The sequence below is a fragment of the Haliea sp. genome (assembly GCF_040222615.1).
In the GTDB taxonomy this organism is placed as follows: domain Bacteria; phylum Pseudomonadota; class Gammaproteobacteria; order Pseudomonadales; family Halieaceae; genus Haliea.
Map to the genome: position 1 here is coordinate 24,999 of NZ_JAVKCQ010000081.1, position 22,638 is coordinate 47,636.

A 22,638-nucleotide genomic window follows, 5' to 3' on the forward strand; every position below is an offset into this window, starting at 1 on the left:
TGATTAAAGAAAGCTGATCCCAATTGAAGTATCGCTTTCCATAAACTGCTTTTCAGACAGACCAGAACCGCGCGGCTGTTAAAACGCGCCGCTGTCAACCGCCGTCCCCGGCAGGAAGCCCGGGTCGGTTTCCGGGTCAAGAGCAAGTGCCTCCCGGTCAATGACTGTACCACGCTGGATCACAAGCTCGATGTTACGCGTGTGCGAGATATTCCGGTCTGGCCGACCGTCAACAAGCAGCAGGTCCGCCCGCTGCCCGGGGGCGATGGTACCCCACTCGTCCTCGTCACCCATCAGCACGGCGGCGTTCAGCGTGGCTGTGCGGATGGCTTCCAGGGGGCTCATCCCCGCTTCAACAAGTAGCTCCAGTTCGCGGTGCAGGCTCTCCCCCGGCATCACACCCGGATAGGGGGCATCGGTGCCCGCCACCAGCATAACGCCAGCCTTGTGCAATCGTGGTACCGACGCCATGCCAATGGCGAAGTTATCGAGCCGCCGCTGCAGACGATCGCGATCCTTCGGAGCCTGCGCGTACTCGCGCAGCTGGTCAAGAAAAGCCGGCGGACTGGTCTCCTTTATCAGGGGTATGTTGAGAAAGGATAGATCGTCCAGCCGCCGGAAAGCGAAACTCTCTTTGACTGCCAGGGTTGTCTGGAAATGAATGCCCTTCTCCACGATCAGTGCCAGCTCCTCATCGGACAGGTGCCTCGGGGGCATGTGCGCAAACGCATGCGGGCCGGTAGCCGCCACGTCGTAGGATCCGGTACGGCCCCAGAAGTCGACAATGACCGGTAAATCATGTTTCTGGCCTTCGGCTATCAGGGACTGCAGTTGGGGTACCGAAAGGCCCTGGTAGGCCTTGATGGCGTCTACCCCGGCGTTGGCGAGTTGCTCCACTATCGCGGGAATCTGCGCCGAGGAACTCAGGGCGAAGGCGATCGGGGGCCAGACGGGGTCCGGCCCGTCCACCAGGGCACCGACGCTGTAGATGCGCGGACCCAGCAGGCGCCCCGCCGCAATCTCGTTGCGCATCTGGATGATGTAGGGCATGACATTGCCAGTGTCAAACACAGTCGTAACGCCCGCATACAGCAGCGAGTTGAGGTAGCGTTGATAACCCAGCATGTCCACGGAAATGCCGTCCCACCCACCGAGGAGATGGACATGCATGTCCGCCAGCCCGGGCATAATGGTCTTGCCGCTGGCATCGATGATGGTGGCGTGTTCCGGCACTGTCACCTGTGCCCGCTTGCCAACGGCGAGGATACGCTCATCCTCAATCAATACGGTCGCACCCCGCACTGGTGGCCCGCCGGTGCCGTCGATCAATACGCCGCCGACAAGGGCGAGCGTCTCTGCAGCCACGGGCAGCGCAAGGCTCGCTGCAATGGCGGCCAACAAGCCGGCGCCCAGCCTGCGGACGCTGCGACGTTTGAGAGCAAGGGCCACTATGAAACGTGATATTTGTGAAAGCAGAAACATAAAGCGCTAGTGGCTGTGATGAAGGTGGACAGGGAATCCAGAAGCGGGCTCGGCGCCAGTTTCAAGTTCCTCGGCCATCGCAATGTAGGATTCACGTACTTCCACAAGCAACTTGTCGAGATGCGCGCGATCCAACCAGCGCCCATCAGCCATGACCCCGCGAATGGTCTTCGTATTGGAGATATCCTCAAGCGGGTTCTTCTCCAAGAGAATCATGTCAGCCTCGGCACCGGGTGCGATGACGCCACGCTGGCCTTCAATACCCCAGTAGATAGCCGGGTTGACCGTGGCGGTTTTCAAGGCCTCGTAATTGCTCATGCCTGCGCGCTCAACCATGTGGCGTAGCTCGTCATGCAGCGAGTAGCCCTGGAACATGGCCGGGTTTGGCGCGTCCACACCCGCCAGAATCAATACGCCCTCCTGGTGCAGGACTTCAACCCACTTGCCATGCTCGGTACTGGCAAAATACTCAAGCGAAGCGATCTCAGCATCGGTGAGTTCAGCCCGCACCCCGTTGTTCGTCATCTCCTCGCCACGCTCGCCCTGTAGCCAGAATGCGCGGAAAGCAGGATTGACGTATTCGATCAGAGGATGCTGCGCGATTGCCTCTCGGTCCTCCTCCGAATAGGACAAGACTTCATAGACTCCAAGGGTTGGAACGAGCGCCGTACCGTTCTCTACCATTGCGCGGCCAAACTCGCGCAGCCGCTCCCGGCTAAAGGCCTGTTCATAGGTCAACTCTCCAGCATCAATGCGCGCCACGAGGTCGACCAACTCCGGTGGGCGAAATGCGCTCGAATAGGGAATAGCCGGGTCGACTATTGCGGCGTCTATGCGCATGGAATGTTCAATCGTATCGTGCCCCAACTTCACCGCGGCAAACGCGTCAACTGCTTGGGGAATATGTCCTTCGATGGTCATACCATTGCGGTCCGCCGCATCGACAAGCGCCGCGTAGACGTCGGCCTTGATCAACTCATAGGTCTTGAGCGCGGTATAGCCCTGGTCCTTGAGCTCGGTCACCAGAGACTCGGCCTCTCCGGGTTCAGCAATCGTTACCGACCCTTTGAAATAGGGCGGATCGTTATCGAGAATCGGGGAGGTTGTTTCGATATCGGGCGCCAGCAACTCTCCCGTACGCTCCGCCTTTCGCTGGGCGAGAATCTCATCGGTTCCCCACATGTTGCGGACTGTCGTGACACCGTAGGCTAGCTGTAGCTTTAATGACTCCGGTGAATCGATGTGGTTGTGCATGTCCGTGAGACCCGGTACGAGATACCCCCCACCACCATCGATTCGATCTGCGCCAGCAGGCACCTTGATTGATGCCAGTGGCCCCACAGCCAGGACCCGCCCGTCATTCACCAGTACAGCACCGTCGAGAACCTTACCTTCCCCGGTCATAGGGATAATATGTACGTTCTCGACCAGCGTTGCTGCGCTGATGGCCTGGTGCACGCCACCGAGGGTGGCGAGCAGTAGTGGCGCGAGAATTTTAGTGTCTATGCGCACTTCAAACCTCCTTACTGAGGGCGGTAATTCAGCGTCAGACCAAACGTTCGTGGCTGAAGCGTGGTCGCATCCTCACCGAACGTGGCGGCCACCGAAAGCCGGGGCCGTTCGTCACTCAGGTTAGTACCGAACAGCGCTACCTGAACATCACCGAACTGCATACCCACACGCGCGTTAATGCGTTCGTAATCTCCATTGGCTATACGTGAGGTGGGGTCAAAAGAGAATGGATCAAAAGCCAGGTATTCGTCATAGAACAGATAATCGGCCCGCAGGAAAGTGTCACGACCGGCGACATTAAAGTCGTACTGCAAACCCGCGCTGAACTGCCATTCGGGTACGCCCAGCAATGGGTCACCGCTGACAATGCCCTGACTCGGCACGTCGGTCGCAAATTCGGCATCCGTGTAGCTGAGTCCGGCCTCGAGGGTCAGACCTGTCGCGAGCAGTGCCGCGCCCTCAAGCTCAAAGCCCGTAATCTCGGCGCTCCCGGCATTCCCGACAAAGCTAAAGGTACCTGTCGGATCGACTAGCGAGGTCTGCAAATCAGACCAGTCGATGTAATAGATTGCGCCGTTTAATCGGGCACGTCCGTCCCACCATTCGGTCTTGGTGCCTATTTCGTAGTTCCAGAGATAATCGGAATCGAAGGCATCAACAAACTCAGGTGCTGGCACCGGAATCGGCGTGTTGGGCTGGCCCAGGCGAAAGCCCCGTGCCGCCTGAATATAGACCGAGGATCCATCACCTATTTCGTAGTTCAGGGCGACTCGAGGGCTGACATCGGTTTCGTTGAAATCAATTTCCGTCAGACCGCCAGAAATAATCTCTGAATCCATCTCGTAACGCGAGACCCGCACGCCGGCTGTCAACGAAAGCCGGTCGTTCAAATGCCAGCTGGCCTCACCAAAAGCCGCCACCGTCGTAATATCATTTGTCAGATCCTGGCTGAAGAACGGAAACCCACCCACTTCAAATGCACCGACCTCTGTGTAGTCCTCCGCCGCATAGTAGAGACCGACAAGCCAATCCAAAGCCCCCTCGGAATTTGAAACCAGACGGAGCTCCTGGGTGAATGCCTCAGCGGTCGAATCAATAGTAAACCCCCCCGGCGAACCGAAGAACGGACCGGTTCTGTAAAGAAAGTTGTCTCGCTCGAAGGCATTGGTCGCGCTGACCAGCTCCGCAAAGCCCAGGTTCCAGTTAATTACCAGGGAACCCAGCAAAACCTCGTCCCCGTCGGTTTGCGGGCCATCCAACGGGCGGCTGTCAAGGCCGCCGCTACTGAAATTAAAGAAGCTGAGACCATCAGACTCGTAATCCTGATAGTAGACCTTGGCGTCGACCGAGAGGTTCTCCGTCGGGAGCCAGCTGAATGCCAGTCGTCCACCGGTGGTCTCGGAGCCGTTAATGTCTTCCAGGCCCCTCGAAGGATCGTCTATGTAGCCGCCTCGGTCGATCTGGTAGGCTGTCACCTCGGCACCGAGCTTACCGTCAATAAGCGGGGTCGAGGCTGTGAATGCGGCCGTGTAGCCACTGTCTCCACCACTGATGCTGTTATAGCCTAATTGCGCCTCGAACATCCCGTCGGTTACCGAGGGCTTTCGTGTTTCGACCTTTAATGTGCCGCCAAGGGATGACGCGCCATAGAGTGTGCTATGCGGCCCCTTGACCACAGAAACCTGTTCTACCCCGAACAGCGAGTAGTCCAGGTTCAGGGAGCCCTGGGAAACAGTAAGGGGCGCCTCGTCGAGATAGACCGCCACCGGCGCCTGGGTCAGGCCGAACTCTGCACCCGGGTCGGCTACACCACGAATCGAGATCAACGACGTGTAAACCGTACCTGCCGGGATAAATTGCACCCCGGGAATACTGACCAGGTAGTCTTCGAAGCGCTCAAGGCCGCGGTTTCGAATGTCGTCAGCAGAAAGTATCGACACGGCCATCGGGATTTCTTCGATCGTCTGGACCCGCTTGCTGGCGGTCACCCGCACCTCCTCAAGGCGCAGACTCTCGCTCTCCTGCGCCATCACCGCAGAGCCTGCTATCGTCGAAGCCAAACCCACTGCCGCCACCAGAACGCGACGGCGCATAGTGTTTCCTTGATAATCTTTCATGATACTTACCCCCTGATTAATACTTAGTTGTGTTTTTTCGCGGACAACGCCCCCGCATGTTGAAAATCACTTTCTCTCTCAGCTTTCAAATACCGCAATACAGCCGACCGCATTTTCAGCGGCAACCCCGATACCCCCTTCGTCAAGCTCACGTACAGTCAGGCCACCTGCCTCCAGCGTGGCGCGGCAGCGGTCACTATCCGCGACGCGATAATGCAGAGCGATGCCAATACCCGGTAGAGGCGCGGGAGTATGTAACTTAAGAAGTTCGCCATAGCGTGCCTGTGCAGCACCGGGGCTAAGTATCTCCGTAAGATCACCGCGCGGACCTTGCCAGGCAATCCGCTCTGAGGTCTCGTCCACAGGCTCGGAGCCAAAACACCGGCAGAAGTAATCCCGATCTGCCGCTAGCGTTGTCGACATGTACACACAGCGGCTCACCTCGGTCGCGCCGTTGTCATGTCTCACGAACTCGGGAATAAAAATCATGTCTGGCTTTGGATGGTCAGAGAAGAACAGGGAAAGGTAACGGTTGTCCTCCCGCCACAGATAGAAGCACCGGCTTGCGGTCTCACCTTCGCTGCCATCAGGCAAGGTGATGCTGCGCCTGGCACTGATAATGTCATGTGGCTGCAGCCCCCGGTCTCGCAGGAGCTGCTGGTCGTCCTCAAGCCGGCTGCTGGTCAGGCTGACATGTACAAGGCCTTCACCGATTTGGAACCGATCGAGATAAGGACCAGCGACGTCTTCACGAGCGCCCGCCATGTCAATGAACTCAAGATAGGTCTGGTCGAAGTGCACCACCCGGTTTCGGGAGCCGATATCCTTGTGCTCAGCCAGTGGCCGTACATGGAAGCCCAGCCTCTCGTAGACCGCCGCCGCGGCATCGGCATCCCGCACCAGCAACACGAAGTGGTCCAGTGATTTTGCGCGTGGCTGTGAATGCCTGGCAGCGAGCATGTAGCAGTTTCCCTTCCCAATCGGATCATGTGGCCGTTGCGCCAACTATCGCAGTATTTTCCGTCCTTGATTTATGCTAACAGTTGAAATACTTTAATAAACAAACAACTGACACAACCGATTCGGAACCAAACAGCCGATGAAAACCAAAGGCACGCTGGAGAACGATTTCCCATCCACGTCACTGGTGGTGACCGGCGCTCGCCTTGAGCAGATTCGGGAGACGGTGTTCGAGAAGAACCCGATTGAGAACACCGGGGTCGACGGCGGGCAAAAGCTGGTCGTAGGGTCACCGCAGCAACTGGATATGGGTGCCAGCTTCAACCCCTCTGGTGCGCGTCATTACCTCAGCCGGGACGAGGGCAGCGGCTACTGGGACATGCTCTACATCATGGAAGGCCTGCTGCTCTCCATTGCTGACGCCCAATATCGCAAACCCATTCAGACCCAGTGGCCAGACGACAAGGTGCTCAAGGTCCGTATTACGCTCTCCGGGCGCATGCTCGACACCCAGGGGCGAGTCATCTGCGGCCCCGGGGACTGCACCATGAGTTGTTTCAGCGGCAAGCGGAAAGTGCCTTACACCCTCGACGCGGTGGACACCCCATTTCAGAGTGTGTGCATCCACCTGTCCAGATCACTGCTGGAGTCCTTACACCTGGACAGCACTGCGCTTAGAGAACCGTTCCTCTCGCTTTTGCAGCGCGATGAACTCCCCGACCTGCACCAGCCGCTGGGTGCTCAGCACACCCTGATCGGCCTCGCCCGTGACATGGTCCAGTCACGGGACATGTTTTCCGCGGACACCAGGCGACTGTACCTCGGCGCCCGGGCGCTGGAGATTCTGGTGACGGTCATAGAGCAGTTCCGGCCCCGTACTGTGCCCAATACAGGTGCGAATCGCGTCACCCAGCGCGATGTCTCGCGCCTCCACGAGGCGCGCCGTGTGCTCGAAGCCAGTTACGCGACCCCCCCTTCCATCCAGGAGCTGTCGCGCCTCGTGGGCATCAACACCACTAAGCTCAAGCTCGGATTCCGAGAGCTGTTCGGGAAGACTGTCCAGGAGTTCATTGTCCAGCTGCGGATGGAAACGGGCCTGATGTTGATCGAGAACACTGACCTGTCCATTTCGGAAATCGGTTATCGAGTAGGCTACAGCTATCCCGCCAGCTTCACTCAGGCCATACGCAAACATTACGGCAAGACGCCGCAGGCACTGCGCATCGGCGGCTGAATCGTGAAGATCAGGCAACAGCCTTTCAACCGCTGTATGTAGCAGCCATTTCAAGGCAACAGTAACCTGCCGGGATCAGCAAGCATTCAACAATATCCCGACTGCAGGACAGCCCATGAAAGCGACTCTCACCACTGCCCACGGCGACCGTTCCGTGCTGCACTTTCTTTTACTTCGTGGGCCGTGAGGACGACATGTTCATCTGCGGTGGAGAGAACATATACCCGGGCCAGGTGGAGACACTGCTAGAGAATCACCCGGCCTTTGCCAATCCCCGGCGGATCATCATTCTGGATGCCCTGCCCCTCGGTGGCACGCACACGGTAGATTGTAAAGCGTTGGCAGCGCATCTGGATAAACTGTCTGGGGTTGAGGAATCGTCCCAGACAGAGCAACACAAGGATATTATCGAGTGACCCTTACCTGCGAGCTGGACCATATCCTCATCGGCTGCCCGTCACTGGATGACGCCGTTCGTGGGTTTGAAGCCACTACCGGTACCGCACCGCAGCTCGGGGGATCTCACCCTGGGTACGGAACGCGCAATGCACTCCTGCCTCTCGCCGGCGAGACCTACCTGGAACTACTGGCGCCCGACCCGCACCAGGCATCGAATTCGCCGGGGCGCGCAGAGTGCGAGAAGCTTCACGAACCTGCTTTCTGCTGGTGGGCTCTACGCAGCCGCGACCTGCCTGCAATCAGAGACGCACTGACGTCCTGTGGCGTCATCTGCAGTGATCTGTTCACAGGTAGCCGGGAGACGCCTGAGGGCGTAACCCTGCACTGGTCGCTGTTGATGACACGCGATGAAGACCTCGGATGCCAATTACCCTTCTTTATTAACTGGGGGGCGCAGCCGCAGCATCCCGGGATACAGCCGCCCGTCGGCAAGGTCGCCGCCCTGGATTTTTGTGGACCCGGTGTGCGCCGGCTTGCCGGACTGCTGGAGAGCATCGGACTGCAAGACGACAGGGTGCACTATAAACCCGGACCGGTCTGGGACCAGACTATAGACATTGTTTTCAATGGTCAGCGCCACTGCATCAATGGGCCGAGAAAGCGCTTGCCACCGCTGGGCTAGCGAGCCTCCTGATCCATTGTGGCAATGGTCGGCGAGTCATCACAAAGAAACAGCAGCGGCGACTTGCCGGCACAGACGGGCACGGCCGGCTCAGTGACACCATCATGACGAGGATCCCTGTCCACGATTGGTGACTTTGTGGAGCCAACGTAATCCGTGGCTCTGAGCCACACCCATCACGCTCGTGTGGGACTCACCGGGCATTGTTTTGACATTGACCTGAAGTCCAGCCTTCTGTCGCAGCATAGATGCCACTTCATGTGCATCGATCGGCATATCGAGCGCAGTGCCTCTACATTCAAAGCAATCGCGAAATACCGCGAGCAGGTCAGGTGGCATTGTTTGTTTGAGTGCCGCCAGAGACTCAGCTGACTCAAACTCGCCCGCTGAGAGATAAATTGCAGCGTCGACTGTTGACGGCTCCGCTAGAAATTTTTTGGCCTGCGCGAATGCCCAGCCGTTGTCCCACCATAGAGACGGAGAAACAGCATTAAAACGGCGGAAAGCGGTAGCCGCCATAAGTTGCGCGTAAACCGTGAACAAACCGCCGAGGGAGGCGCCGGTAAGCGTCCATTCGTCAGGTTCGACAGCATAGTTTGACGCGACATGCGGCATGAGTTCTTTTGTCAGAAATTCCAGGAATGAACCTGCCCCCCTGATGCGGGGCCCGCATCTCCCTGTGTCTTCTCGGTAAATCGCTCGTAGGGAAGAAATCGCGTCGGTGTTAGATCGCGACCTCTCTGCACCATCCAGGGTATTTCCGTATCCAGCGGATAGCCGACCGATACGACCACAGTGGGAGGCACCTCACCTGCCATAGCCATGATGTTGACCGAACTGACAAGCAAGCCAGCCATATGGTCCCCATCAACGACGATCAGCCCGCGGACTTTTTGCGTGTTTTCGTTGGGCACAAGCGGGCGGGTAACCGTGACCCGGTATAGATGCCCATTCGCCGACGAACGAACCCATACTACGTCAGTGTTCGCAGTAAACGTGCACTGTTTTTGATCGATGATTTCCATGTAGTCTCCAGAACCCACTGTCGGGGGGATGATTCATGATTAAGGGGATGGAGGCGCCTCGTCTCCAAAGACACGAGCGTAATGCTCAATGATCGCAGTCCAGGCCCTGCGACCCGCCAACGCCGCGCCATGTGGCGTGCCTCCGCAGGCGAGAAATAAGTCCGCAACGTCGTGGAGGACGAGATGCGCAAATGTGGTCACCGTATTTGGAGGCATTATTCGGTGGCCGGCTTCTCTGAGTGCCAGGTGCCGGTACTCTAGGGCATAGCCCTTGGCACGAAGTCGATTGACCACCAGATCACTACCCCAATGCGACGGCCACATCTGATCATCCACGCCAGACACTAGCAGTAAGTCAGCCCGCGCCCGCTCGACAGGAATAGCGCACGACTGCCTGACTTCAGGGCGGTCGAAATCCTGCATATACATCTCTGACATCGCGAGGCCGTGAGGCTCCCCTTCACTCTGACGACGCGCCTCATCAATATTCATTTCTGTCGTAGGCATCGCGTAAGGAATATCTTCCCCGCCCAGCGTCCAACTAGGCCCGATAGCACTATCCTCACCCCCAAACGAAGAGGCCGACGCATACATCGGGACAAATGCAACCGCGCTCAACACATACTCCGGAAAGTGAGCCGCCAGGAGCAGGCTCAATTCACCGCCTCGCGATGCACCCTGCACCCCAACTCGATCGACGCCAAAGGTCCGCTGCATCCACTGGAATCCCGCTTCGAAGTACTCAAGTGGAATCGCCGCAATGCCCGAAGGGAGGTCTTTGTATGCAAAGTAAGCAAGACTTAGAACATCATACCCCGCGGATGCGAGCGCTGGCGCATAGCTAAGCTCCACACCACCGTTTGAGCCGGTAAGGCACATAATCGCTCCACGAGAGACCGAGCGATCTTCCCACATGAAGGCCTGGCCACGCAGGGAGCCTTCGGATAGAGAAACCTGACGAATGCCCTTAGACAGTCGTTTAAAACGGACTTTGCAGTCGGCGAGTCTGTCATCGTCCCTCGCCAGGTTAAATATCACATCGTAATTTTCGGTTGGCTCCAGGTCCGGCTGACCTAACTTGTGGGCTTTTGCCGAGGCTTGCGCAACAAATTCTCTCCCACCTCCGGCGCCCGGCCGCATTGACCAGAAGAGTCCCCCGACATCTACACCGGTGTAGGTACCTGACTCGCTTGGGGCCTCGCTCAAATCTACACGCCCCTCATGATCCGCAATAAAGTCACCGTAAGATACCCACTCCACACCGGCCATGTCCGTCAGATGTGCCGAAATCCTGACTTGCTCACCGGGCGTCAGCCCGGATGCGTAGATCTTGAGCTCATCGGTAACGAAAGCCTCGGATCGCGAGCTTGATAGCACTGGCGTCACAGTATTCTCCTTTACTTACATGCTTAATGATCTGTCGTGCACTTTAAAGAAAGCAGATGCGTTTCTAGGCAGCATCGTCTGACCCACAAGCCGTGCCGTGCTTTCCGGCACCGTTGCAATCTGTGCGGTAACAAGAGACAGAGGCAGCTACTTTAACCTTTCCACCCTGCCTATTGCATGTCGCAGTCAATTGTCGCGGCATAACAGAAAAATTTACTTATTCCGTCGGATGAAATACTTTCACCTCGCTCCGGAAAAGCGATAAGCCATCAGAAAACTGTGAGACACCACGCGCCAAGCAAACCGTGCGTCTCTAGCGGTAGTTGATAAAAAACAAAGGCGCGTCCCGCAGTATGCACTCGGTTTCAGCGCAGGAATCGAGCCATACCCTGTCACTCGATGAAATAGCTATTTCCGCTGCGGTAGTCGACACACTGTCGCCGAAATCGCGAAAGTTATCTGCGACAGTCTTTCAACCGTTATACGTAGCCGGTCTGTAATAGCGGCGGTAATCTGTGGGAACAATGAACACGAGAATCGTCCCTGCGCAGGAGTTTCAATGAAAGCCACACTCACTTTCGCCCACGGCGACCGCTCAATGCTGCAGTTTCGCGAAAACCATCCCGCACCGACCGCTGATACTGGCCAGGTAGTGGTGGCCGTCGCAGCGTGTGCCGTCAACTTCCACGACGTCTTCACCCGCCGGGGTATGCCCGGCATACATCTGGAGCTGCCGGTCATCGTCGGCTCGGACATTGCCGGTACCGTTGTGACCCTTGGCGCCGGCGTCGATCCTAGGTGGCAGGGCAAGCGCGCACTTGTGGACCCGGTTTATTTTCAGGACGGAAAGCCCCACATGATCGGCGAGACCGTCGATGGCGGTCGGGCCGAGCAGGTGGCCGTGCCCGCAGAAAATCTCATCGAGTTACCCGACAATGTCAGTTTTGAGGCTGCTGCCAGCCTGCCACTGGCCTATGGCACCGCCTGGCGCATGATGGTCACCATTGGCAAAGTGAGTGCCGGTGAAAAGGTTCTGGTGCTCGGCGCCAGCGGTGGTGTTGGCGTGGCTTGCGTACAAATAGCGAAGCTGATGGGTTGCGAAGTTCTTGCCTGCGCCAGCAGTGAACACAAACTGCAACGCTTGCGGGAGATCGGTGCCGACCATGTCCACAATTACAACGAGTCGCCTTTCCGGGAGGGCGTGAAGTCCGTATTCGGTAAACCACGGCTGGATGGCAGTGGCGGGGTCAATGTCGCCGTGAACTTCACCGGCGGCGACACGATGTTCGACACGCAGCGCTGCGTTGGCAAGGGCGGCCGCATCCTCACCTGCGGCGCGACCGCCGGCTATGACCTGCAGATCGACGCACGCTACTGGTGGAGCTACGAGCACCAGATGCTGGGGTCGGACGGCTGGCAGCGCAGCGACCTTGAAGCTTTGGTGGCACTCATTGCCGAAGGCAGGCTTGATCCCGTAGTCGAGAAGATACTCCCCGTGAGCGAAGCCGCCGAGGCCGAGCGCATGCTGGAGGACCGCGAGGTCTTCAGCAAGATCCTGCTGCAACCGTGAGTCGCTTATGAACCTTGCCTTCACCAATCTGGGCGACTGCCTGCGCCTGCCAGCGCAGGCAGATAAACAAGCGCTGGTAGCCCTTGATGCACAGGGTCGCACGCTGGAGCATTTGACCGCCCGCGAGTTCGACAAGCGCATAAACGCAGTTGCCAACCGGCTGCAGCGGGCTGGGATGCAACTGGGTGAGCGGGCGCTGCTTCTCGGCGGCAACAGTCTGCCTTATCTGCTGGCCTACCTGGCCGTCATGCGGCTGGGAGCGGTCGCAGTGCCGCTGAATCCTGCGCTGCCCGCCGATACCCGGACGCATGTGATCCAGGATGCTGCCTGCACCTGGTGTTTCCATGAGGCCGGATTGGCGGACCTGCCAGATGAGCTCACGAGGATCTCCCTGGACGACGATGGCCTTTTCTCCGCTGACGACAATCTCGCCCACTTCTCATGTTTCCAGCCGGGCTCCGAGGATATCGCCGAAGTACTGTACACTTCCGGCTCAACCGGCGTGCCGAAAGGCGTACCGCTGACCCACCACGGTCAATGCTGGGCGCTGACACACTATTTTACAGACCTTAATACCGAAGAGCCGGAGCGTATCGCGGTGGCCACGCCGCTTTATCACATGAACGGCTTCTTCCTGGCCACCATGGCGCTCTCCAATCGCATGGTCATTCACCTGTTGCCGCGCTTTGACGCTGCCACCTGGCTTCAGGTGATTGCCGACCACGGCATCGGTTACGTCACCGGAGTACCGACCATGTTCGCCCTGGCAGCCCAGCTATCCAACCGGCCGCCGGCAGAAGCGCTGGCGCATGTGACCCAGGTGTTCCTGGGATCCTCCCCGGTCTCGGAGACACTGGTAGCGCAGGTGCGCGAGCTTTTTCCCCGGGCGTCGATCCGCAACAGCTATGGCACCACGGAAGCTGGCCCTATTGCATTCAGGGATCATCCGCTGGGGCTGCCGCGCCCGCCTACCAGCATCGGTTATCCGGTAGCGGATATCGACTGGCGTTTCAGCAATGGATCGGATGTTGAGGGACCGCTTGAGCTGCGCACGCCCGCGGTCTCACCCGGCTACCTGAACCGCCCGGACGCCAACGCCAAAGCCTTCGCTAAAGGCTGGTACCGCACCGGCGATATCATGCGCCGGGATGAGGACGGCTTCTTCTACTTTGTGGGCCGCGAGGACGATATGTTCGTCTGCGGCGGGGAAAACATCTACCCGGGCCAGGTTGAAGCGCTGCTGGAGAAGCATCCCGCTGTCTCCCAGGCGGCTGTTATCCCCATGCCCCATACCACCAAGGGACAGGCACCGGCGGCCTTTGTGGTGCTGGCGCCCGGGGCGCACAGCGATGAAGAGGAGATCAAGCGCTTCACGCTGGACAACGGCCCTGCATTCGCCCATCCCCGGCGGGTGGTTATCCTCGATGCGATGCCACTTGGTGGGACGCGGAAAATCGATCGCAAGGCGTTGTTGGCGCATCTTGAAGTACTGCTGGCGGCGCATGCCAATAGCGCCGCACAGTAGGCAAGAATCGAGCGGCCAGAGCGTGGCAGCTTATCGCTGCTTGGGTGAAACAACCGGCAACACGAGGTGCGAGGGATAATCCTTGCTGTGGTGGATGGTATTATTCGCCACCACGCCCTCACTCTCGGTGAAGTTGTCTCCCCCGGTGCCGAGGTTGCGGTCGTGATTCGGATAGCGGGCACTGGCCACCTCCAGGCGAACCCTGTGGCCCGGCAGGAAGGTATTGGAAATGGCATTCATGTCCACCTCCACCGGGTAAACTTCGCCCGGCTCCATCAGCACTTCGCGGTCCAATCCCTCGCGGTAACGCACCCGCAGTGTGCCCTGGTACACGCCCATGGCGCGCCCATCCGGGAATACGTCCACAAGGGTAAGATCGAGGTCCGTATCAACAGCGCTCGATGAAAGGTAGATCACCGCCTTCACAGGACCGGTAACATCCAGCGCCTCTTCCAGCGGCGCCGTATCGAAGATCAGCACATCGTTGCGCGTCTCAATCTCGCGGCGGTCGCGCGAGCCACCGAACCAGACATCCGTGTCCACCCCCGTGGTCGCTACCAGGGTCGTGAAGGGCGCTGCTGGGTCGTGAACATAGCTGTCACTGTTGCTGCCTGAATGGTCCGTATCACGCTCCAGACGACCGTCGCCCCAGCGGGAATTCGCGGAGCCGTCGCTGTCAAGATAAAACCTGGTGTAGCGGGTCCCCGGAAGCGGCCATTTGTCTGCACTGCGCCATTCGTTGGCACCGATGTTGTAATACTGGACTCTCGGCATCCCTTCGAGTGCGGAATCATTGCCGTTCAACCAGCGGTCGTACCAGCGCAGATAGGTGCCCCAGAAATCGAAACGCGCGTCGCCCACATCCAGATCGCCGACCACAGTGTGCTCCGAGACCGTTTCGGCCTGGCAATGCTGGGTCGGCGCGATAATAACGTACTGATTCTCTTTGGCCTGTTTAGATACGGCGTTCTCGCGGAAAAAATTGAAGTGGATCAGTGTTTCCGCGACACCGTAATCATGCCATGAGTTGATGTGTAGCGCCGGTACATCAATGCGCGTGTCATCGGTCATGTAGCCGAGTTCATCCCAAAACTTGTCGTAGTGCGGAATCGAATTCAGCTTGACGAAATCGTTCGGCGGCGCATCCAAGCCCTTGAGGATGTCCCTGGCTGGCAGCGTGAAGTAGGCCTTCTGAAATTTTTGCAGGGTCTCGAGGTCCGCAAAAGACGACATGTTGTAGTTCTTGGGCACCGGATCGAAATGGTCCACGATATCGAGAAACTCTTCCCGGCTCAGTCCCGGCGGCGGCCGATAATAGATTTTGGAGCCCGCGGTTGCGTGCCAGGCCGCCATACTGAGAGCGACCGTCCCCCCGCGGCGCCACAGCAGCGAATAGCGGCCCGCCATGGAACCGGTCGCCATCGCCGCTGACTGCGGGATGATCGCAGCCAGATGCGGGTTCATACTCTGCGCGCTCATGAACGTGGTGAAGCCGGGGTAGGAACAGCCCATCTGCCCGACCTTGCCATTTGACCAGTCCTGCCTGGCAATCCAGTCGATCGTGTCGTCACCGTCCTCGACATCGTTGGCGGTAGTCAGGTACTCGCCCTCAGACTCATACTTGCCGCGCTTGTCCTGCAGCGCGGCAACGAAACCATGGCTCGCAAAGAATCGCGCCTTGGTAATCGAACCAGTTTGGTCGCTGTTCTTGTTATAGGGAGTTCGCTCCAGGATTGTTCCCAGCGAACGCTCCGCCGCGACCGGCAGGTACAGGTCCGTGGACAGGCGTACGCCGTCGCGCATCTCCACGAAGTGACTCCGCTCGACACGCACCTCGTAGGGTCCCAGGTCGTCAAGAGTAGTGTAATCAGCCGCAGCCAGCGGCAACGCAATGCAGAAAAGAACAATCGCGCAATTTTTTACCCAGGTGAACATAATAATCTCCTCCAGATGGCCTATTCTTTAACTTCGAAGCCGGCCCCGCTCCCGATCAGTAAAACTTCAGAATCATTCCTACCGGCAATTCTCGCCACAACGCCTGCCTTTGGGCCAAAGTAAACAGGAACACTAAGCCCAATAGCGTCATAAATATTGCGCAGCCCCTCTGGGTTAGGGTGAGTCACATTCAACGAGACCAGATTCGCCACTCTCACAAGACTGTGAGTCGGGTGATAATTTGCCACCCACTCAATTGCGAATGGGACTAACCCCTTGTATTCCTCTGACAAGATGTACATCCCTTTCCACTCAAGCAAAGCGCCACTTGAAGTTCTTCGGGAAGACCTGGTTATCGCAGAGGTGTGTATGCTGAGCTCTTCCAACCGCTCTTTAAGTGGTTCTAAGTTCTCTGAAGACACCGCAAACGCAGGAAGGTCAGGACTGCGTTGGGCTCGTAAAGCTGCCGCGAAAGGAAGTAATGCAGGATTGCCGCCTTGGGGAGCAAGCACCTCCAGATACACGAGCTCGCCTATTGCAAGCAAGTAATTCTCTGTGTCGAGCCGGGGATGCACTCCTCCGTACTCGAAATCAGCGCCCAAGGCCTTTTCAAGGGCTTCAACAACGCCCCTGGCATCAGGTACAGTCAGGACCAGATGATCAAGTCTTGCAGGGGAAAGCTCCTCTGCAACGGCCGCTGATCGAAGCATTGAACACCCCAAAGAAATCAAAATAGCTATATGGAATGCGATAAACGCGATTCTGCTCTGCATAGTCGCAGTAGGTGACCAGGCAACATACTTCATATCTGTTCGACACTCACAGGCAATTCTATATATGATTGCATTGCGGAACCATGATGAACCGTCACACCAGCGGACTGAAACCTGGGTTCAAGGGCGTTGTTTCCGCCCGTATTGAGGTTACGACCATGGCTGGCGAAGACGCTGTGGAGCACGCTTCATCCGCCCGGGGCGAGATAAGTCTTGAAAAACTCTACCTGCCGTAAAAATCCCCTTGTTGATGCAGCATTCATTGCCGGCGTGCCACCAAAAGCAATCCAGGCATCAGCCAGAGAATGATGCATCGTTCGCGAGGTCATTGACGTGACCGGAAGAGCCCCACCGGCAGTGTGACCCGCGCCGGTAAATTTCAAATGCTCGGTGCTATGGGAAAAATCCTTCTCGGCGAGACGGCGCATCATTAAATCAGCTGCAATATCGCCCGGCCATAAGACGTCGGCGTCGCCGCTAATGAACAGGATCGGCCCGTCGATATGCTCAACTTCGATCGCAGCGTCACCCCCAGCCAACATGCCGGGGAGATAAAACCTGCGCCAGCTGGGAGCATCCTCTTCGGACGCAAACCGTGTCGCAAAGCTCTCTCCCAGCTTAAGGCGGTAGGGGGCTGATGTCAGGGCCTCCCCGGCGAGCGTCCACGCAGGTTCGGAGATATCGCCGGGACCGCAGCAACCCGGCTGGACGACATTTGACGGCACGCTGGAGACTACCGCGCCGACTCGGTCTGGAAAGGTCGATGAGATAATCAAGACACCTTCTCCCCCGCGGGACACACCCGTGAGCCCAACCCTGTCGACGCCGGCCTTACTCCGCAGCCAGTCCAGTCCGTCGCGAAAATACTCCAGCGGTATGTTGGTGAGTCCTCTCGGTCTGTCTTGATAGTTGAAATAGCCGAGCGCAAACGCGGCAATACCGTGGGAGGCAAGAAGTGCCGCGGTTCTCTCGCTCACGCCGCCGCCGGAGCCGGTTATGACCACAACAGCGGGATGAGGCCCCTCACCGGGGGGACTGAAATATACCCCGCGCAACGATCCAGACTGGACTACCTCACGACGCACGTCTACCGCGGCATAGCGCGATATTCCTGATGTGGTGACCGTTTCGGTACTTTCACTGTCCACCGAGGTCTCGACAATGGCTCGATAGCTTATCGTCGTCGGCTTCATCACAGACAGGGCCGGAAAAATCGGCACGTCCTGCGGCATGCAGTCGGCTTCAGCGCAGGTATTCAGCCCTTCGGAATCTGTAGGGAGCATCGACCAGATGAGTCCCCGGGGGTCGACACCGGTATAGGTGCCCTCATGAGACGCACTATCGCCAGTCCTGATCCGGCCGTCGATATCCGCGGTAAACGTGCCGCGGGATGTCCAGATCGAACCGGCAAGATCCTCCATGCTTGCCTCGACTACCACGCGCGCTCCTGGCGCCGCGCCCGTGACTTCAACGTCCAGGGTATCGAGCCACAACCTGTCCTTCGGTGAAATAGCTATTTCTGCTGCGGTAGTCGACGCAGTGACGCCGAATATTGCGAACAATGCAAAGGCAAAACGCTTCATTCCGTTTCTCCGGTAATTACAGATGATTCCCATCCCCATCGTCCCTTCGGGGCCCGTGTTGTTTCACGCGCTTTCAGGGACAACAGGTAATTCGATATAGGACGACGTGCCAGGCCCATGATAAATCGTTACCCGCGCGGGCTGGTGTTCCGACTCGAGGGCGCTATTACCGCCGGTATTGAGGTTCCGACCATAGCTGGGGAAGTTCGAGCTGGTCACTTCAATGCGCACTCTGTGACCGGCCTTGAACAGATTGGCTGCGACCAACATGTCCAGATCGATCGCGTACACCTTTCCGGGCTCCATCATGACTTCACGATCGTAGCCCTCGCGATAACGCAATCGAAGATAGCCTTCCTGTATCGGATACGCCCTACCGTCGGGATAGACATCCAGGAGCTTCACGGCGAGGTCCGTATCGGGTACATCGGCAGACAACCAGAGCCTCGCGCGCAGCTCGCCCGTGATCTCGAGGGCCTCTTCCAGGGGATCTGAGCTATAGACCAGAATGTCCTCGCGCATCTCCAGGGAGGACGCCTCGAAAGAACCCTGTTGCACAGCCTTCAGCCCGGTATAGACAGGATCAGCAGGATCGTAGGTGTACCTGTCCTCACCAGCACTCGTCGGCACGGAGAAAATCAGACGACCATCGCCCAGGCGCGTATTGGCCGCGCCACCGCTGTCCAGGAACAGCCTGGTGCGCTGCGTGCCAGGTAGCGGCCATTCCTCCGCTGTGCGCCAGACGTTGGCGCCGGGAAGGAAATACTGGATGCGAGGCATAGCCGCAATCCCGTTATCAATGCCTTTCAGGGTGTAATCGAACCAGCGGAGATAGGTTCCCCAGAAATCGAAGCGCGCATCGCCCAACTCACGGTCTCCAATACGCGCGCTCGTCGATACGGTTTCAGCATTGCAGTGTGACAGGGGAGAAATGATGACGAACTGGTTGTCCCGTGCCCACCCGGACGCTGCCTTTTCCCGAAAATGCTGGTATTGCAGGAAGGTTTCGTTCACACCGTAGTCATGCCAGGAGTTGATGTGCAGCGCCGCTCCATTCACAGGTGTTTCGTCTTCCAGGTAGTCACCGCCATCCCACCAGGGATCCATCGGCGCACGCGACGCCAGATCATCCCAGTCGCTCGGCGGAGAGCCGAGAACATCATCGATCTCCACCAGCGGCAAATGCATGAGGGCCTCTTTCCAGCGGGCGGATAGCTCGCCGTCCTCGCTGATTACTTCACTCAGGGACCCGACACTGGGTGCAGGCTCAAAGAAGTCCCGCACTGCTAGGTACTCCTCACGTTTCATGGGAGACGGGGGACGGAAGAACAGCTTCGAGCCGGAAAAGTGGGTCCAGAGAGGCATGGCAAGATTCTGTACCCCACCACGAATCCAGAACTTGGCCATGGTGTCGCCTGCCGTGCCATGACCAGTAGCAGCTGACTGCGGAACAATGGACTTGAGGGCCGGGTGTAGCGTTTGTGCGGCCTTAATGGTGTTCGCACCCGGAATTGAACACCCTATCATCGAGGCAGAACCGCTGAACCAGCTCTGCTCCGCGAACCAGTCGAGCGTGTCGTGCGCATCCTCGACATCGTTGTTCAATACGACGTACTTACCTTCGGACTCGAACTTTCCGCGCCGATCCTGCACTGCAACCGCGTAGCCATGACTGGCGAAATAGTAGGCCTGACTGGCCGGTGAGATCGGGTCGTGGGGGTTGGCGTTGCGACGAGCCCCCTTGTCATAGGGCGTGCGCTCGATGATGACCGGCAATTTGCCTTTATAATCCTCAGGAAAATACAGATCGGTCGACAACCGCACACCGTCACGCATCGGTACGAAATGGCTGCGCTCTACACGAACACCGTAGGGGCCCGCCTCGAACGGAACCGTGCCTGGAGCGTCGGTAGCTTCGGACGCACTCAATGCGTAACTGCCAGGCAAGAGTGCGAAAGCCAAAAGAACGAGGCGACGAGCCGCCAGCTTGGTGAATTCATTCATTGTGCGTATACCTTTGTCGCTCAGCCAGCGCAGCTTTAACAGCTACACAGGCTGCCCTGATAGCCAAAGCAGCCTGTTGTATGAATCAGAACCCCGTTCGCTGATTAGAAATCGACCCGGGCGCTGATACCGATACTGCGAGGCTGCATGCGCAGCAGGAAATTTCCACCCGTACCGCCCGTCGCCCCCGTCTCGTCGGTCAGGTTGGTGCCAATCAGGTAGACGCCCCAATGATCGGCCTCGACGCCGATACGCGCCCCGACATTGGTGATGTCGTCCGCGGTATCGAGTACGCCGAAACCGCGGATCTCCCTCGCCGAATTCCATTGAACGGAGGTACTGGCGATACCGCGGACCCCCAATTCCGGCAGCGGCAAGACATAGTCAACCGCGGCAGCAAATTGCTCACGAACACTGTTGTCCAATTGATCACCACTCTGGATGTTGAGCGCGGGAATATCGTCCACAAACTCGGCCGTGTTGAAATTGCCGTTCGCCGTGAATGTCAGGCGCTCTGTAGGCCGCGCCGTAATGCCGAATTCAACACCGAACACCTCTGCATCGGCACCATTCTGTGGAACCCCGAGCGATCCGCCCAGAATTGGAATGACGATCTGCACGTCGCTCCAGTCGATGTAGTAGGCCGCCAAATCGAGCACCAGCCGATCGTCCAGCATTGAATTCTTGTACCCGAACTCAACATTCCACACTTCATCGGGATCGAGCCCCGGTTCGACCGTCACGCCAAACTGCTCTGCCTGCTGCAACAAGCTGCCGGGGAGGAGCTGGCCGGGTCTGAACCCCTTGGCCACGGAGGCGAAGAGGAGCGCGCCACCCGATAGCTGATAGGAGGCATTGAATTTCGGTGTAACGGCATCAAAGGTAGCGGCGTTTACGCCAAAGTCGGTCCTGCCCAGCGGAACACCCATGAACACAGATTCAGAAATTTCGCTTAACGACCTGTCATCCTCGTAGTACCTCATGCCAAAGGTCAGCTCCAGGCGATCATTCATGCTGTAGTGATGCAATTCAGCAAAGACGGCCCAGTTCTCGGAAGACAGTTCCGAGACGACGTCCTGCGCGAAGCCTGCGAAATCCGTTGACTGAACGGTGTCGATAGTTGTGTCTGTGTAAATAAAGCCGCCGTTGAGGCTGAAAGACTTGCTCAGCCCCTTGTTGAAACGCAGTTCCTGAGTGAGTGTGTCGTTACTGTTGTCATCCACGAAGAGAAATTCGCCACCGATCAGTGGGAAAATGGCGTCCCGGACGGCGTCGCTTGCAAACAGCGATGTCGAACTGATGATATCCAGCGAGCCGGCCTGGTACGTAACCGTGAGGTTGTACAGGTCGTAGCTGCTGTCCGCCTTGTCGAATTCGGTCCTCGCAATCCGGTCCTCGCTGCCGAAGTTGCGTCCATCCTGCACCCTGTCGTTGAACCAGCCCGTGGCAACAATGGAAAGGTTGTCTGAGGCCTGGTACTTCAGCTTGCCGCGATAGGACTCGATCTCGGCGCTGTTGATATCCTCCTCGCCAGTGGTGCCGTTGTCCATGAAGCCCCCGAAGTTCCTGCGCGAGGCAACACCGCGGAAAGCGAGCTTGTCGGCGACGATAGGGACATTGATGGCAGCGTTGATGGCATCGTTGCTGCCGCCATCACTAACATCAAAGTAGCTGCCCGATGCCTTGAACTGGAAGCCATCCAGGTCAGGATCCTGTGTGATAATACGCACCGTACCCCCAATGGACCCGTCGCCGTACAGGGTTCCCTGCGGGCCGCGAAGTACCTCAAGACGCTGCAGGTCGTAAGGATCTACATCAGGCAGGACAATCGAGTTCACCGCAGGGAAGGGGAACTCATCTAGGTAATAGCCAACGGTGGACGCACCGCTCAAGGCGGAGATTCCCCGAATCTGTACCGCGCTGTCTCCCGGCGAGTAGGTAAACGTCCCGACACTTGGAACGTCCTTGAGCACATCCGCAAGCTGGAATACCGCGTTGTCCTCGATGTCTGATCCCTGGAGCACCGAGATAGCGATCGGCGTATCCAGGAGCCGTGATTCGCCGCGACGCGTCGCGGTGACAATAACCTCTTCGAGGGCTCGGGCGCCCTCCACACTATTGTCCTGTGCAACACCCGAGGTGCTGAACAGGGCAGCCAGCGCTGTCAGCAGAAACCCTCGCGGCCGCAACGGAGCCGTTGGGGCGGATATGCCACGCTCATTCTTTTGCATCTGTTTGGTCCCCTCACCGGGAGTGCAGTCTGCCTTCCGGCAGATCAGGATCACTCCTTTGTCATTGATCCGGCCATGAAGACCGGAGCCAGCGAGCAGGACCTCAAGGGCCTGAGTGGGCGTGTAGACCCCCGACAGCGCGGGCGCCTCCACCGCACGGACGACATCAAACGAAAACAGTGTCTGTGCGTTGAGCGCCTCCGCCAGTGTACGCAGCGAC

Annotated in this window: 16 protein-coding genes; 4 read left to right on the forward strand and 12 right to left on the reverse strand. The window is 58.0% G+C overall.

The features are described from left to right. Positions 1–78: 78 nt before the first annotated feature. The 4 genes from RJQ10_RS07215 to RJQ10_RS07230 form a co-directional block, all read right to left on the reverse strand. Positions 79–1,449: an amidohydrolase family protein gene (locus tag RJQ10_RS07215; protein WP_350145083.1), complete on the reverse strand. Its 1,371-nt coding sequence runs from the start codon at positions 1,447–1,449 to the stop codon at positions 79–81. Positions 1,450–1,488: 39 nt separating this feature from the next. Beyond that, the gene (locus RJQ10_RS07220) at positions 1,489–2,994 is read right to left on the reverse strand and encodes an amidohydrolase family protein (protein ID WP_350145085.1); all 1,506 of its coding nucleotides are present in this window, start codon (positions 2,992–2,994) and stop codon (positions 1,489–1,491) included. An 11-nt stretch (positions 2,995–3,005) separates the two neighbouring features. Further along, positions 3,006–5,111 carry a TonB-dependent receptor gene (locus RJQ10_RS07225; RefSeq protein WP_350145087.1) on the reverse strand — a complete coding sequence of 702 codons (2,106 nt, stop codon included), beginning with the start codon at positions 5,109–5,111 and terminating at the stop codon, positions 3,006–3,008. A 78-nt stretch (positions 5,112–5,189) separates the two neighbouring features. Further along, a complete protein-coding gene (locus RJQ10_RS07230) occupies positions 5,190–6,071 on the reverse strand; it encodes a VOC family protein (RefSeq protein WP_350145089.1) in 882 nt (293 codons plus the stop codon). A 139-nt stretch (positions 6,072–6,210) separates the two neighbouring features. On the opposite strand from RJQ10_RS07230, the gene RJQ10_RS07235 reads away from it, so the two are divergent. Both RJQ10_RS07235 and RJQ10_RS07240 read left to right on the forward strand, forming a co-directional pair. Beyond that, positions 6,211–7,305, forward strand: coding sequence for a helix-turn-helix domain-containing protein (locus tag RJQ10_RS07235; RefSeq protein WP_350145091.1), 1,095 nt, complete (start codon positions 6,211–6,213; stop codon positions 7,303–7,305). 412 nt (positions 7,306–7,717) lie between these two features. Continuing rightward, entirely contained in the window at positions 7,718–8,386 is a 669-nt protein-coding gene (locus RJQ10_RS07240; protein ID WP_350145093.1) for a VOC family protein, read from the forward strand. 102 nt (positions 8,387–8,488) lie between these two features. Here RJQ10_RS07240 and RJQ10_RS07245 read toward each other — a convergent pair whose 3' ends face one another. The 3 genes from RJQ10_RS07245 to RJQ10_RS07255 are packed head-to-tail and all read right to left on the reverse strand — an operon-like array spanning position 8,489 to position 10,797. After that, positions 8,489–9,001, reverse strand: a complete 513-nt coding sequence (locus RJQ10_RS07245; RefSeq protein ID WP_350145094.1) for an alpha/beta hydrolase — start codon at positions 8,999–9,001, stop codon at positions 8,489–8,491. An 11-nt stretch (positions 9,002–9,012) separates the two neighbouring features. After that, a complete protein-coding gene (locus RJQ10_RS07250; protein ID WP_350145096.1) occupies positions 9,013–9,411 on the reverse strand; it encodes an alpha/beta hydrolase in 399 nt (132 codons plus the stop codon). Between the two features lie 39 nt (positions 9,412–9,450). Beyond that, entirely contained in the window at positions 9,451–10,797 is a 1,347-nt protein-coding gene (locus tag RJQ10_RS07255) for an acyl-CoA thioesterase/bile acid-CoA:amino acid N-acyltransferase family protein (RefSeq protein WP_350145098.1), read from the reverse strand. Between the two features lie 559 nt (positions 10,798–11,356). On the opposite strand from RJQ10_RS07255, the gene RJQ10_RS07260 reads away from it, so the two are divergent. Further along, positions 11,357–12,367, forward strand: coding sequence for a zinc-binding dehydrogenase (locus RJQ10_RS07260; RefSeq protein WP_350145100.1), 1,011 nt, complete (start codon positions 11,357–11,359; stop codon positions 12,365–12,367). A gap of 7 nt (positions 12,368–12,374) precedes the next feature. Beyond that, positions 12,375–13,892 carry a class I adenylate-forming enzyme family protein gene (locus RJQ10_RS07265; RefSeq protein WP_350145101.1) on the forward strand — a complete coding sequence of 506 codons (1,518 nt, stop codon included), beginning with the start codon at positions 12,375–12,377 and terminating at the stop codon, positions 13,890–13,892. Between the two features lie 30 nt (positions 13,893–13,922). Here the strand turns inward: RJQ10_RS07265 and RJQ10_RS07270 are convergent, their stop codons facing one another. The 5 genes from RJQ10_RS07270 to RJQ10_RS07290 all read right to left on the reverse strand — a co-directional run. Next, positions 13,923–15,827: a CocE/NonD family hydrolase gene (locus RJQ10_RS07270; RefSeq protein ID WP_350145103.1), complete on the reverse strand. Its 1,905-nt coding sequence runs from the start codon at positions 15,825–15,827 to the stop codon at positions 13,923–13,925. Positions 15,828–15,847: 20 nt separating this feature from the next. Next, positions 15,848–16,600, reverse strand: a complete 753-nt coding sequence (locus RJQ10_RS07275) for a VOC family protein (RefSeq protein ID WP_350145105.1) — start codon at positions 16,598–16,600, stop codon at positions 15,848–15,850. A 188-nt stretch (positions 16,601–16,788) separates the two neighbouring features. Next, complete coding sequence (locus tag RJQ10_RS07280; RefSeq protein ID WP_350145107.1) at positions 16,789–18,216, reverse strand: acyl-CoA thioester hydrolase/BAAT C-terminal domain-containing protein; 1,428 nt, start codon at positions 18,214–18,216, stop codon at positions 16,789–16,791. A 30-nt stretch (positions 18,217–18,246) separates the two neighbouring features. Further along, positions 18,247–20,187, reverse strand: coding sequence for a CocE/NonD family hydrolase (locus RJQ10_RS07285; RefSeq protein ID WP_350145109.1), 1,941 nt, complete (start codon positions 20,185–20,187; stop codon positions 18,247–18,249). A 104-nt stretch (positions 20,188–20,291) separates the two neighbouring features. Continuing rightward, positions 20,292–22,638 (reverse strand): TonB-dependent receptor (locus RJQ10_RS07290; protein WP_350145111.1); only part of this gene is annotated, 2,347 nt, incomplete at its 5' end.